The following is a 12763-nucleotide window of genomic DNA, read 5'->3' as shown; positions in this document are numbered from 1 at the left end:
GCGTTTATTATGAGTAGGGCGGGTAAGCGGAGCGCACCCGCCGTTCACCAGCCTTGCACCCGCCGTTCAACAACACCCGCCCGACAAATATTAATGCATACCCAGACGAATTAACTCGATCGGCTCGAATTTCCCTTCGCAACCTTCCACCTCAACGGTGCGGCCACGGCGGATCTGCTCCGGCGTCATGCCGTCGCCGTGAATCGCTTTAATCACGCCGGTCTGCCCGGTGGTGCTGATCATCACGCGGCTGCCGGTGGTAATGGAATTACGGTTGCGATCGTAGGTCATCATGGTGTTATCTCCTCTGAATAGTTGGGAATGATCCAGACGAGCCCCATTTTAAAAATCACGACCTGAAAAACGTTAATCTCGATCAAAAACGAGGCATTTGTGTGATGAATGTCACTGCCCGCGACTACTCGCCTGCGGGCGCGTCACGCACGATCTTTCCGCTGGCGATATCAATATCGATGTTCGCCACCACCGGCGCGACTTCAGGGGCGGCAGCACCGCGGCAGCCTTCACGGGTATGATTTTCACGCACCAGCAAACGGTAAATACCGCCGTCCTGCGCGTTCTCATAGAAAATACACTGGCCGTTGGGGTTGAGCTGCAACGAGACGGTGCGGGTCACGCGGGCCAGCGGGCTGGCGCTGATATCCTCGCGCCATGTCTCGCCCGCGTCGGTGGCGTGCAGGGCCGCCGATGCCAGCCAGCCTTTCACAATATGCCCGTCCTTGCCGTACCACGTCGCCTCGCTGAACCCGCGCAGCGTGCGGTTCACGCTCACCGTATCGCCCGCCACCAGAAACACCTGCTGACTGCGGCACTGCGCGTCGGGGGCCGTGTAAAAGAAATGTCGTCCGCTGCCAGTGACTTCGTAGCGGTTCGCGGTCTCCGGGGTATCCTGTACACCGTCCAGTTCCCGCAGGCGAGCGGCGCAGACGCCTTCCGGCTTAAGGGTATCCTGCTGCGCGTTAAGCGCCGCGGTTTCTACCCAGCCGGTCGCCACGCGGCCTTTACTGTCGCGATAGCTCACCCAGGCGAACGGGCGCGCCTTATCATCCGCGTTCTGGCTGTCGCTTTGGGAAAGACGAAACACCTGCACGGCGTCGCCCGGCAACAGAAACGCGTCAAGGCGGCATTCCGGCGAGGGCGCGGAATAAAAATGCGCGCGCGGCGTGGCGGTGACGGTACTCGCCGACCACGTAAAATCCGCGGCGGCCGTGGCGTTCGCCTCGCTCTGGAGACAATCGGCCAGCAGCGGTGAAGAGAAAAGGGTGCAGCCCATGAGCAATAGTGCGCGCATTACATATCCATCCCTGAGTCGGTTAACAACGTCGCGCGGTTACTCTTCGGTGAACCAGTCGCGGTTTTCCTGACGGATCAGCAATACCGATTCGCTGATCTCCTGCAAGTGCAGGCGCATGGTTTCATCGGCGGCCTGCGGGTCGCGGCGCTCCAGCGCGTGAAAGATATCGTTATGCTGGCGCAGCAGCATTTCCGGCGGGGAGACGTGATCGAGGCTCATATAACGCACCCGGTCGATGGTCGCTTTGATGTTTTCCACGGTGTCCCAGGCGAGCTGGCAGTCGGCGACCTGCGTCAGGCGGTGGTGAAATTCGTCGTCAAGCTGAAAAAAATCGCTCAGCTGCTTGCGGTCGATGGCCGTGCGCTGCTGATTAAGGTTTTGCTCAAGCTGATAGAGATCCGCGTCGGTCACCATGCCCGCCGCCCGTTGCACCACGGCCCGCTCAATGGCCTGGCGCACAAAACAGCCGTTGCGCACCTGGCGCAGCGAAATCTTATTCACAAAACTGCCGCGCTGCGGGCGGATCTGAATCAACCCGTTTTCGGCAAGCTTGATAAACGCCTCACGCACCGGCTGGCGCGACACGTCAAAGCGCACCGAGACTTCCTTTTCAGAGAGCGGCGTGCCTGGCGGGATCAGACAATGCACGATATCGCGGCGCAGGATGCGGTAAATCTGTTGGCTCACCGGCTGGGTCGGGTTGAGCGGAGTTTCAGCGGCCATTCTTTTGTCTTTATTTGCGGGTAACTGCGGCAATTTAACATTAATTGCCCACCCCGCCCAGCGTGGACGGGGTACGGGCAGAGGAGCATTACTGGCGGTGCACGCTGAGCCCGGCGAAGCTCTGGCTGACCGGCATCATCTCGACGGTGTTGATATTCACATGCGGCGGGAGCGTCGCCACCCACCAGACCGCTTCGGTCACATCGTCCGGCGAGAGCGCGGTGGTATTCTCGTAGGTTTTACCGGCTTTATCGTCGTCCCCTTTAAAACGCACGTTAGAGAATTCGGTGCCGCCCACCAGGCCCGGCTCGATATCCGTCACGCGGACCGCGGTGCCGTGCAGATCGGTGCGCAGGTTCAGGCTGAACTGGCGCACAAACGCTTTGGTCGCGCCGTACACGTTGCCGCCCGCGTAAGGCCAGCTGCCCGCCGTGGAGCCGATGTTAATGACGTGGCCGCGGTTACGCTCAACCATGCCCGGCAGCACCGCGCGGGTCATATAGACCAGGCCTTTATTGTTAGTGTCAATCATGTTTTCCCAGTCTTCGACGCTCGCTTTATGCGCGGGCTCCAGCCCCAGCGCCAGCCCGGCGTTGTTGACCAGCACGTCGATATCGCGCCATTCCAGCGGCAGGCTGCTGATGGCTTCTTCGATCGCCGCGCGGTTGCGCACGTCCAGTTGCAGCGTCAGCACGCTCTCGCCAAGCTCATCCTTTAGCGCGTCGAGGCGCGCCTGGCGGCGGCCTGTCGCGATGACTTTATGACCGTTCTTCACAAAGCGACGGGTAATGGCTTCGCCAAACCCTGCCGTCGCACCGGTAACCAGAATAATCATCTCGCTGTTCCTCAAGGCTTTTTCAGAGCTGTTACCTTAGCACGCCCGACGCGCCCTGTGGAATATCACTTCCTGATGCCTGGGGGCGTTAAAGCATTGCCGTTTATGGCGAGGCTGCATAAGCTGTGTTTTTACCATCACGCTTTTGCGGGAGATCCTCATGCCGGTAACCACCCCTTTTTCTTCAGCCAGTACGCTGCCTTACGAGGCGCCGCCGTTCGACGCGATAACGGACAACGACTATCGCCCGGCCTTTGATGAGGCGGTGCGTCAGAAGCGCGCCGAGGTAGAGGGCATCGCCGCCGATCCCGCCGCGCCGACGTTTGAAAATACGTATCTGGCGCTGGAGCGCAGTGGGGCGATGCTGACGCGCGTCACCCACGTTTTTTTCGCGATGACCTCAGCGCACACCAATGATTATCTGCAAACGCTGGATGAAGAATTTTCCACCGAGCTTGCGGCGCTGGCCGATGACATTCACTTTAATGAAACCTTATTCGCGCGGCTCAACACCGTGTATGAACAGCGCGACGCGCTGGGGCTGGATGAGGAATCGCGGCGGCTGGTGGAGGTCGTCTGGCAGCAGTTTATGCTGGCGGGCGCGACGCTCGGCGCGGAGCAAAAAGCGCAGCTTAAAGCGCTTAACCGCGAAGCCGCGCAGCTCACCAGCCAGTTTAACCAGCGCCTGCTGGCGGCGGATAAAGCGGGCGGGCTGCTGGTGTCATCACACGAGGCGCTGGCGGGGCTAAGCGAGGCCGAGATCGCCGCCGCCGCGCAGGCCGCCAGTGAAAAAGGGCTGGAAGGACGTTGGTTGATTGCGCTGCTTAATACCACCCAGCAGCCTGCGCTACAGGCGCTGGAGAGGCGCGAGACGCGCGAGGCGCTCTTTAAGGCGGGCTGGCACCGTACCGAAAAAGGCGACGCCAACGATACCCGCGCGCTGGTGTTGCGTCTGGCGCAGCTGCGCGCGCAGCAGGCGGCGCTGCTCGGCTTTAAGGATTTCGCCTCCTGGACTATCGCCGATCAAATGGCCAAAACGCCGGAGGCGGCGCTGCGCTTCATGCGCGATATCGTGCCGGCGGCGACCGCGCGCGCCAACCGGGAGCTTGCGGATATTCAGCAGGTGATTGACCGCCAGAACGGCGGTTTTCAGGCCGAAGCCTGGGACTGGGCGTTTTATGCCGAACAGGTGCGGCGCGAGAAATACGCGCTCGACGACGCGCAGATCAAACCGTATTTCGAACTCGACAATGTGCTCATCCACGGCGTTTTTTACGCCGCCAGCACGCTGTTCGGGCTTCGTTTCCAGGAACGTACCGACATTCCGGTCTACCACCCGGATGTCCGCGTCTGGGAGATTTTCGATAAAGACGGCAGCGGGCTCGCGCTGTTTTACGGCGATTTCTTCGCCCGCGACAGCAAAAGCGGCGGCGCCTGGATGGGGAATTTTGTTGATCAGTCCACGCTGACTGGCCACAGGCCGGTTATCTACAACGTCTGCAACTACCTCAAGCCCGCCGCCGGTCAGCCTGCGCTCATCTCCTGGGATGACGTTATCACGCTGTTCCACGAATTTGGCCATACGCTGCACGGTCTTTTCGCCAGCCAGCGCTACGCGACGCTCTCCGGCACCAGCACGCCGCGGGATTTCGTGGAGTTCCCGTCGCAAATCAACGAACACTGGGCGAGCCACCCGGACGTTTTCGCGAACTTTGCGCGCCATTATCAGACCGGCGAGCCGATGCCGGACGCGCTTCGCGAAAAACTCTTCCGCGCGGCGCGCTTTAACAAAGGCTATGACATGACCGAGCTGTTAGCCGCGGCGCTGCTCGATCAGCACTGGCACAGCCTGACGCCGCAATCCACACCCGAGGACGTGTCCGCGTTTGAGGCCGCGGCGCTTTCGCAAGAGCAGATAGCGCTGCGGGCCGTGCCGCCGCGCTATCGAAGCAGCTATTTCGCCCACATCTTTGGCGGCGGTTATGCGGCGGGTTATTACGCCTATCTCTGGACGCAGATGCTGGCGGACGACGGCTATCAGTGGTTTGTGGAGCAGGGCGGGTTAACGGCGCAAAACGGCGCGCGCTTTCGCGAGGCGATTCTGTCCCGCGGCAACAGCAGCGATCTGGAAGGGTTGTGGCTCGCGTGGCGAGGTCATGCCCCGCGCATCGAGCCGATGCTGGAAAACCGTGGCTTAACGGAATAAAACCCCACGTTTAGGTGGCGTTGAACCTGCGCATGGCATGATGCGGGAATAAGCGTGATGTTGAGCGCAGGACAATAACAATCCATGCAAGCCTTACCGTCAGTCGATACTGGCGGTATTTTTTTGCCTTACGCTCAGTCATCCCATTTGTTGCTGCAATACGCGGCAAGAAACCCCACCAGTAATACAATTCCCGGCATACAGATAAACAGATCCGCGGCACCCGGCATCGCCACTCCCGCCTTTAGTCACACCCTCCTTTTACAAAGCCCTGAACGTGTGACGTTAAGACGACAGCGGGATAATAGTTTGGCGACAGCGGCGCTTACCGTGCTTTTTCGCAGAGCGGCTCGTCGGGAAGGTTGGCGGCGTCAGGTAGCTCAGGCGGCGTTGCGAAACCGGGTCCGGCGCTGAACAGCGGCATACCGTCAAGCTGCCACTGCTGCCAGAGCGTGAGCTGGGCGGGCGTGAGCGGCACATCGCTGTACACCAGATAGTGATCGGCGGCGAACTGCGTGAGATCGGGCAGCGGTACGGGCTGTTGCAGAACATCGATACGAAACCCTTCGCCGGAGAAGCGGATCGCTTCCAGCCAGACGTTTAGCGGATCGTGGCTGTTCATCGCCATAACCACCAGCCCGGAGGCCGGACGCTTGCGCAGCGTCTGCATCAAAAAGGTGGCGTACTCAATAATCAGCGTGTCGAAGCGCGCGCGGCGTGTCAGTTGCGCGCTGGCGTGGCCGTGGCTCAGCCACAGACGCAGGGGCAGCACGACCTTATCCAGCAGCATCGCGGCGGGCAGTTCGCGGCCCATTTTAAGCAGCTGCGCACGGCCCTTTTCGAGGCTCGGTTTCTCAAGCGTGGCGAGCAGTTGCTCCTGCCACACTTCCCACTGGCTGACCCGGGTCGTCTGTTCACCCTTCAGAATGCGGGCGACTTCATCCAGCGGCAGGCCGCGATCGAGCCATTTCAGGATGGCGTGAATGCGCATCAGATGGCTGTAGTCAAAATAGCGTCTGCCGCTGTCGTCGCGCACGGGCTGCAGTAATCCTGACCGCTGCCACGCGCGTAAATTAGGCATGCTGACTCCGCACTGATCGGAGAGCATTTCGATCGTGAAATGAGACATGGCGATTCCTTAATGCCAGGCTGCAATACAAAACAGGAGAAGAATGGCCCTTTAATGAGAAACGAAAAGGAAGAAGAGAACAGGGTCTACGCTAACACACTTCGTACACCCTGCTAATCATTAACTGCGCATTATTCATTATTCGTGGTGAATATGAATATGCATTAGGTGAGCTGATAATGCCGGTTCGGCAATAATTTCACCGGTTTCTGCGGCTCGTCGTTCATTTCACGTAAATCTATTTCAATATTATTACAAAGCGCGTCCAGGGGCAGATCGTTATCCTCGGTGCCGAACGGATCTTCGAGTTCTTCCGCCAGCGTATCCAGCGCGATAAAGGTGTACGAAATAAATACTGACACAAATGGCGTCATAAAATGCAGATCGGTCACCAGCGCGAAGGGCAGCATAATACAGAAGCAATAGACCGTGCGGTGCAGCATCAGCGAATACGCGAAAGGCGGCGGCGTATTAGCGATGCGCTCGCAGCCCGCCAGAACCGCGGCAAGCTGGTTAATATGCGCATCGAGCGTCTGGAACAGAATATCGGAGAGGCCGTTGCGCCGCGCGGCGAGCCATTCGCCCATAATCAGTAAAATCGTATTGCAGGGGGAATTGCTGTGCATCACGCGCGCCATTTCAGCGCGGGTGAGATAACGGTCAAGCACGTTATCGAGTTTTTTGCGGCGCAGCGTCAGGCGCAGGCAGTGGCAGAACGCCACTTCCAGGTTGACCAGGTGATGCAGCTCCTGGGCATTATCCGGCATCAGCGTGCGGGCGGTGCGCAGCAGCGAACGACAGTGGATAACCAACTGCCCCCAAATCTGGCGCGCCTCATTAAATCGGGCGAAACAGGTGCTATTACGGAAGCCGAGAAAAATCGCAATCGCCACGCCGAGAATACTGAATGGCGCGGTGGTGAGTTTTATTCCGAGCGCCTCATACCACGGTAAGAAGAAAATTACCGTCACTGACAGCAGGAAATTAAGGAGTAGACGCGTGGAGATTTTGGCTAATACGGAGCCATGCCAGACGAAGAGCCGGGCAAACCAGTGCTGAGGGGGACGAACAATCATGATACTCACAGGGGGTTAACAAAAGCGCTACATATTAAACGAGATAGCGCTTTTGTCTGCAACCAGAAAAACGCAGCGTCTTACCCTAAAGGAATAAAATTCGCCTTCTCACGCGCCAGCCAGTCGCGGGACTTTCTCAGCGAACCGCCTTTGCGGAACAGCAGAAACACATCCTGTCCCATAATCAGCACCATAAACCGGTCTTTTAACTTCATGGTGGGGCAGCAGTACCATTTCTGTTTCATTAATCACTCCTCGGCGGAAATTAAATCAACGAACGACACTTCGCAGATAAAGAATAGCCCTGTCAGCGGCGCTGAAATAATTAACCCTTTCTTTTGGGAATTTTCTTATTAAGCGAAGGCGCTGGGGGAGAATTTCCTTTGCCATTCAGCAGATAAAGGCGTAACGCGGGATATATCATGCAGGACGTAACGGTTAGATAGATGATTGCGGCTTATGTAACTTGCGAAACGGGAATGCCTGCCTATAGTTACTTCTGCGTTCGCATTGTGAGGACGCGGTTTAAATTATCTCTGCTTATCCGAGGAGAATATTATGGCTCAACATCGTGGTGGTTCAGGTAATTTTGCTGAAGATCGTGAACGCGCTTCTGAAGCCGGTCGTAAAGGCGGTCAGAACAGCGGCGGGAATTTTAAAAATGACCGCGAGCGCGCAGCAGAAGCTGGCCGCAAAGGCGGCAAAAGCAGCAGCCGTTCGTCTTCCTGACGGACCTGCGGGCCGCATGCGCCCGATATAACGTCCCTCCGGTATGGGTTAATGCTCATACCGGAGGTCGTTTCGCGCATGGCGTAAATACCTCTTATTTGTTTAATTACCTTATGAAATTACAACGCGCATTAAAAATAACGCTGCTGCCGCTTCTTTCCGTCGCCTTTTTAGCGCAGGCAGAAAAAGATACGCCGCCGGGCGCGGATAAAAGCACGACGACGAATTTACTCGAAACCGGCTCGGCGGTATTGCAAAGCAACGCCCCGTTAAAAGGATTTGATATCTATCTGGTCGGCTTTCACCCAATGAAAGAGATCCCCGAAAAACAGATGGAAGCGCATCACTATTGCCATCAGGTGAATCAGGATTTCGCCCAGTGCGTCTTATTTGATGGTAATTCCAAAGACGCCAGGATGAATGGCGTAGAATATATCATCTCTGAAAAACTCTTTAATGAACTACCAGCGCAGGAAAAACAGTACTGGCATCCGCACAACGGTGAAATTCTTAGCGGCCAGCTTATCGCGCCGGGTATTCCGGCGCCGGTAGAGCACCGTCTGATGCAGGATAAAATGAACAGTTATGGCAAAACCTGGCACGTCTGGCACACCGGCGGACCGGGCGATAAAGGCGACGCGTTGCCGCTCGGCCCGCCGATGCTCGCCTGGTCATTCAACCGCGACGGCGAGGCGAAGCCGGAACTGGTGTCCGAACGTGATAAAAAGCTGGGCGTGAATACTGAAGAGATCCGCCGCTCGCGCGCCGATCTGGAAAAACTCGCGAAGCCGCAGAGCGGCGTCGACGCCCTGAAAGGGAAGTTCAACGGTGAGATTAAAGCTATTCCCGGCGTCGTGGACAGCAACGCCGCCTCCGATAAAAACTAATCCCTTGTTTGTGCCTTTCGTTTTCCCCACTCCGGTGGGGATTCTTTTATCTGCTGCATGAAATATTTTCAACACCCATGAAATTTCCTCGTTTGCCAGAGGACGGTCGGCATGCGACTCTCTGGACATATAGCCATCCAGACGGCCAAATATTCAAGTTTTGAACTATCACCTGACGTGACCATCGCGACAGGCTACGAGGAGAACACCATGCAGCGTCAACACGCCCCGTTTCGCGCCGATATCGTCGGCAGCTTTTTACGCCCGGATGCCATTAAGCAGGCCCGCCAGCAGTTTGCGGCAGGGGAGATAGACGCCGCGCACCTGCGCAAAGTTGAAGATGACGCCATTCGCCATGCTGTCGAGCAGCAGTGCGCCTGCGGCCTGCATGTGGTGACCGACGGCGAATTCCGCCGCGCCTGGTGGCATCTCGATTTCTTTGGCGCGCTGCAGGGCGTGGAGCTGGTGGAAGTGAATCAGGGCATTCAGTTCAACGGCATCCAGACCAAAGCGCAGAGCGTGCGCGTGACCGGTAAAGTGGCGTTTGGCGACCACCCGATGCTGGAAGATTTCCGCTTCCTGAAAAGCGTGAGCGGCAACGCCGAGCCGAAAATGACCATTCCAAGCCCGAGCGTACTGCATTTCCGCGGCGGCGCGGCCGCCATTGACCGTAACGTTTACCCGGATCTGAAAGACTACTTCGACGATCTCGCCACCACCTGGCGCGACGCCATTCGCGCCTTTTACGACGCGGGCTGCCGCTACCTGCAACTGGATGACACCGTCTGGGCGTATCTGTGCTCGGACGATCAGCGTCGTCAAATCCGCGAGCGCGGCGACGATCCGGACGAACTGGCGCGCATTTATGCCCGTGTGCTGAACCAGGCGCTGGAAGGCAAGCCGGACGATTTAACCATCGGTCTGCACGTCTGCCGCGGGAATTTCCGCTCCAGCTGGATAGCCGAAGGCGGCTACGAGCCGGTGGCCGAAGTGTTGTTTGGCACCGTGAATATCGATGCATTTTTCCTGGAATATGATAACGACCGTTCCGGCGATTTCGCGCCGCTGCGCTTTATCCGTCCGGGCAAACAACAGGTGGTGCTGGGGCTTATCACCACCAAAAACGGCGAGCTGGAGAACCCGGAGCTGATTAAAGCGCGTCTGGAAGAGGCGGCGAAATATGTCGATATCAGCCAGATTTGTTTAAGCCCGCAGTGCGGTTTCGCCTCGACGGAAGAGGGCAACAGCATTACGCCAGCCGAGCAGTGGGAAAAAGTGCGTCTGGTGACAAGTGTCGCCAGCGACGTGTGGTAAGGCGCGTTTTTGAACGGCGGGTGCGCGATGCTTACCCGCCCTACAGAAATATGACGCTGACGCTGATGTTGATGGTTTTGCTCCGGCTCAAAAAAATCGGCCTCGCCGTTTCGCCGCAGGCCGGGGCGCACCGGAGGGACCCGGTGCGAGGGCATGACAATACAGGGAGGTATTGTCTTGCCCGACCCGCAGCCGGAGGGAATAAGGCGAGGCTTCCCCGCAGGGGCGATTTTCCGCCGGGAGCCGGGATTGCAAAGGGGGCGGCGGCGAGCCCCCTTTGCACGTTCGCGTGAGGTGAGCGTCCATATAAAGGTAACGTTCTGGCGAACGGAACGAATTCACTGACCTGATATAAAAAAATGGCTGGCGGGTGCGCTTTGCTTACCCGCCCTACAAAACTACAAAACGCCACCCTCATCGTAGGGTGGGTAAGCGCAGCGCACCCACCATGCCCGCCACACCATTAAAACCCGCCCACTGAAACCATCGCAAAAATTTATTCCTGTTCCCGTTAATCATCATCTTTATTTATTTTTTCCGCGCATTGCACATTTATGTCGCATCGCTGCACCATAACGGGCCTGGTTATTATCTGAAAGGATAATTTTTTTATTTTATGCACAGGCTTATTTTGGGTTTAATTTGTAATTAACTGAAAATTAATGAATTTATAAAACTGGCACTCCCTTTGCTAAATAACTCCCATCTTGTATACCAGATGGGATGCCAGTTATGTCACAGAGTTCACCGCTGTTTACGCCTCTGACGCTTGCTGAGTGGCGCAGGGAATATCAGGACGATCCGACGCGCATTACGGAAATTTATTCCGCGGCTTTTACCGATGGAGAGAATAACGATCCGGCATGGATCACCCGCGCCAGCCCGTCGCATCTGGAAGCCCAGATTGCGCCATTGCTGGCGGCCATCAACGCGGGCAAAAGCCTCGCGGATTTTCCGCTCTTCGGCGTGCCGTTCGCGGTGAAAGACAATATCGACGTCGCCGGTTTGCCCACCACCGCCGCCTGTCCGGCGTTTGCGTATACCCCGCAACAGGACGCCGCCGTTGTGGCGAAACTCAAAGCCGCAGGGGCCATTGTGCTTGGCAAAACCAATCTCGATCAGTTCGCGACCGGGCTGGTCGGCACCCGCTCGCCCTACGGCGCGGTGCCGAACACCTTTAACCCGGCGTATGTCAGCGGCGGCTCCAGCGCCGGCTCGGCGTCCACGGTGGCGCGCGGCCTGGTCGCTTTCGCGCTCGGCACCGACACCGCAGGCTCCGGGCGCGTCCCGGCCGGTTTCAATAACATCGTTGGCCTCAAGCCCACCAAAGGCTGGCTGTCAAACCGCGGCGTGGTGCCCGCCTGCCGTCTGAACGACTGCGTTTCCGTTTTCGCGCTAAGCGCCGCCGATGCCTTTCAGGTGGCGAGCCTCGCAGGGGGTTATGACGCCGCGGATGCGTACTCGCGCGCTAATCCGCGCACCGCGCCCGCGCGTCTGCCCGCACAACCCCGCTTTGCGGTGCCCGATGCGCCCGAATTTTATGGCGATACCCACAGTGAGACGGCGTACCGCCAGACCCTGACGCGCCTGGAAGCGCTCGGCGCGACGCTGGTGCCTGTCGATTTCACGCCGTTTCGCCAGCTTGCGGAGCAGCTCTATCAGGGCGCCTGGGTCGCCGAGCGCACCGTCGCGGTAGGCGAGATGCTCAATGAGCCGCCGGAGGTGATGGATCCGACCGTGCGCGGCATCGTTGAGGGCGGCCTGAAATACACGGCCTGCGACGCCTGGCAGGCGGAATATACCCGCGCCGCGCTCGCCCGCGAGATTGCGCAGGTGCTGGAGACCGTGGATGCGCTGGTGGTGCCCACATCGCCCACCATTCATACGCTCGATGAAATGAAAGCGGAGCCGGTGCGCTACAACTCGCACTTCGGCTACTACACCAATTTCACTAACCTGGCCGATCTCTGCGCGCTGGCGCTGCCCGGCGATTTCCGTGACGACGGTCTGCCGGCCGGCATTACGCTCATCGCGCCCGCCTGGCATGACGCGGCGCTGGCGCACTTCGGCGCGCTCTGGCAGCAGGCGGTGCCGCTGCCGCTCGGCGCAACGAATAAAGCGCTGCCCGCGGCCGAACCGTTTGCGCTATCGCCGCACCATGTGCGCCTCGCGGTTGTCGGCGCGCACCTGCGCGGCATGCCGCTCAACCATCAGCTCACCACCCGCGACGCGGTGTTTATCGAAGAGACCGCCACGGCGGCGGACTATCGCCTTTATGCGCTCGCCAACGCCACGCCGCCGAAGCCGGGGCTTGCGCGGGCAGACAGCGGACAGCCCATCGCGGTGGAGCTGTGGGATATCCCGCTCGCGCGGTTTGGCGAATTTGTCGCGGAGATCCCGGCGCCGCTCGGTATCGGCACGCTGACGCTTGCCGACGGCCGCGCCGTAAAAGGCTTTATCTGCGAACCGCAGGCGCTACAGAGCGCCACTGACATCACGGAATGGGGCGGCTGGAAAGCCTGGCTTGCCCGTCACCAGAGCGCCTGAGG

13 protein-coding genes are annotated in these 12763 nt (G+C 58.5%); 5 read left to right on the top strand and 8 right to left on the bottom strand.

Annotated elements, in window-relative coordinates:
• Positions 1 to 90: 90 nt before the first annotated feature.
• The 4 genes from ydfZ to ydfG form a co-directional block, all read right to left on the bottom strand.
• The gene (gene ydfZ, locus AFK65_RS10350) at positions 91 to 294 is read right to left on the bottom strand and encodes a putative selenium delivery protein YdfZ (protein ID WP_007697274.1); all 204 of its coding nucleotides are present in this window, start codon (positions 292 to 294) and stop codon (positions 91 to 93) included.
• A gap of 124 nt (positions 295 to 418) precedes the next feature.
• Positions 419 to 1312, bottom strand: coding sequence for a hypothetical protein (locus AFK65_RS10345; protein ID WP_053531630.1), 894 nt, complete (start codon positions 1310 to 1312; stop codon positions 419 to 421).
• 39 nt (positions 1313 to 1351) lie between these two features.
• The gene (locus tag AFK65_RS10340; RefSeq protein WP_007697280.1) at positions 1352 to 2038 is read right to left on the bottom strand and encodes a GntR family transcriptional regulator; all 687 of its coding nucleotides are present in this window, start codon (positions 2036 to 2038) and stop codon (positions 1352 to 1354) included.
• 88 nt (positions 2039 to 2126) lie between these two features.
• Positions 2127 to 2873 carry a bifunctional NADP-dependent 3-hydroxy acid dehydrogenase/3-hydroxypropionate dehydrogenase YdfG gene (gene ydfG, locus AFK65_RS10335; RefSeq protein WP_007697283.1) on the bottom strand — a complete coding sequence of 249 codons (747 nt, stop codon included), beginning with the start codon at positions 2871 to 2873 and terminating at the stop codon, positions 2127 to 2129.
• A 160-nt stretch (positions 2874 to 3033) separates the two neighbouring features.
• Here ydfG and dcp point away from each other — a divergent pair, with 160 nt between their 5' ends.
• Positions 3034 to 5079 (top strand): peptidyl-dipeptidase Dcp, encoded by a 2046-nt coding sequence (gene dcp, locus AFK65_RS10330; protein ID WP_053531629.1) that lies wholly within the window; start codon positions 3034 to 3036, stop codon positions 5077 to 5079.
• Between the two features lie 134 nt (positions 5080 to 5213).
• Here the strand turns inward: dcp and mgtS are convergent, their stop codons facing one another.
• The 4 genes from mgtS to AFK65_RS22120 form a co-directional block, all read right to left on the bottom strand.
• Positions 5214 to 5309, bottom strand: coding sequence for a protein MgtS (gene mgtS, locus AFK65_RS21825; RefSeq protein ID WP_032982055.1), 96 nt, complete (start codon positions 5307 to 5309; stop codon positions 5214 to 5216).
• Between the two features lie 95 nt (positions 5310 to 5404).
• Positions 5405 to 6208, bottom strand: coding sequence for a MerR family transcriptional regulator (locus tag AFK65_RS10325; protein ID WP_007697293.1), 804 nt, complete (start codon positions 6206 to 6208; stop codon positions 5405 to 5407).
• Between the two features lie 164 nt (positions 6209 to 6372).
• Positions 6373 to 7284, bottom strand: a complete 912-nt coding sequence (locus tag AFK65_RS10320) for a bestrophin family protein (RefSeq protein ID WP_053531628.1) — start codon at positions 7282 to 7284, stop codon at positions 6373 to 6375.
• Between the two features lie 80 nt (positions 7285 to 7364).
• Entirely contained in the window at positions 7365 to 7529 is a 165-nt protein-coding gene (locus AFK65_RS22120; protein WP_007671379.1) for a hypothetical protein, read from the bottom strand.
• A 313-nt stretch (positions 7530 to 7842) separates the two neighbouring features.
• On the opposite strand from AFK65_RS22120, the gene AFK65_RS10315 reads away from it, so the two are divergent.
• From AFK65_RS10315 to atzF, 4 genes are all read left to right on the top strand, one after another.
• Positions 7843 to 8013, top strand: coding sequence for a con-10 family general stress protein (locus AFK65_RS10315; protein ID WP_004386224.1), 171 nt, complete (start codon positions 7843 to 7845; stop codon positions 8011 to 8013).
• Between the two features lie 113 nt (positions 8014 to 8126).
• A complete protein-coding gene (locus AFK65_RS10310; RefSeq protein ID WP_032805364.1) occupies positions 8127 to 8900 on the top strand; it encodes an OBAP family protein in 774 nt (257 codons plus the stop codon).
• Between the two features lie 210 nt (positions 8901 to 9110).
• Entirely contained in the window at positions 9111 to 10214 is a 1104-nt protein-coding gene (locus AFK65_RS10305) for a cobalamin-independent methionine synthase II family protein (RefSeq protein ID WP_007697302.1), read from the top strand.
• A gap of 732 nt (positions 10215 to 10946) precedes the next feature.
• Positions 10947 to 12761, top strand: a complete 1815-nt coding sequence (atzF, locus tag AFK65_RS10295; RefSeq protein WP_053531627.1) for an allophanate hydrolase — start codon at positions 10947 to 10949, stop codon at positions 12759 to 12761.
• Positions 12762 to 12763: the final 2 nt, after the last annotated feature.

Origin of the sequence: Cronobacter universalis NCTC 9529, from assembly GCF_001277175.1 — a bacterium.
Classification (GTDB): domain Bacteria; phylum Pseudomonadota; class Gammaproteobacteria; order Enterobacterales; family Enterobacteriaceae; genus Cronobacter; species Cronobacter universalis.
The sequence above is the reverse complement of the archived record's forward strand: the minus strand, read 5'-3'. Positions and strand labels throughout refer to the sequence as shown.

What these genes read in the sequence shown, in the direction of transcription:
- ydfZ (WP_007697274.1), bottom strand. Translation starts at nt 294, where the DNA reads ATGATGACCTACGATCGCAACCGTAATTCCATTACCACCGGCAGCCGC.
- atzF (WP_053531627.1), top strand. Translation starts at nt 10,947, where the DNA reads ATGTCACAGAGTTCACCGCTGTTTACGCCTCTGACGCTTGCTGAGTGG.
- ydfG (WP_007697283.1), bottom strand. Translation starts at nt 2,873, where the DNA reads ATGATTATTCTGGTTACCGGTGCGACGGCAGGGTTTGGCGAAGCCATT.
- mgtS (WP_032982055.1), bottom strand. Translation starts at nt 5,309, where the DNA reads ATGCCGGGTGCCGCGGATCTGTTTATCTGTATGCCGGGAATTGTATTA.
- AFK65_RS10310 (WP_032805364.1), top strand. Translation starts at nt 8,127, where the DNA reads ATGAAATTACAACGCGCATTAAAAATAACGCTGCTGCCGCTTCTTTCC.
- dcp (WP_053531629.1), top strand. Translation starts at nt 3,034, where the DNA reads ATGCCGGTAACCACCCCTTTTTCTTCAGCCAGTACGCTGCCTTACGAG.
- AFK65_RS10340 (WP_007697280.1), bottom strand. Translation starts at nt 2,038, where the DNA reads ATGGCCGCTGAAACTCCGCTCAACCCGACCCAGCCGGTGAGCCAACAG.
- AFK65_RS10325 (WP_007697293.1), bottom strand. Translation starts at nt 6,208, where the DNA reads ATGTCTCATTTCACGATCGAAATGCTCTCCGATCAGTGCGGAGTCAGC.
- AFK65_RS22120 (WP_007671379.1), bottom strand. Translation starts at nt 7,529, where the DNA reads ATGAAACAGAAATGGTACTGCTGCCCCACCATGAAGTTAAAAGACCGG.
- AFK65_RS10345 (WP_053531630.1), bottom strand. Translation starts at nt 1,312, where the DNA reads ATGCGCGCACTATTGCTCATGGGCTGCACCCTTTTCTCTTCACCGCTG.
- AFK65_RS10305 (WP_007697302.1), top strand. Translation starts at nt 9,111, where the DNA reads ATGCAGCGTCAACACGCCCCGTTTCGCGCCGATATCGTCGGCAGCTTT.
- AFK65_RS10315 (WP_004386224.1), top strand. Translation starts at nt 7,843, where the DNA reads ATGGCTCAACATCGTGGTGGTTCAGGTAATTTTGCTGAAGATCGTGAA.
- AFK65_RS10320 (WP_053531628.1), bottom strand. Translation starts at nt 7,284, where the DNA reads ATGATTGTTCGTCCCCCTCAGCACTGGTTTGCCCGGCTCTTCGTCTGG.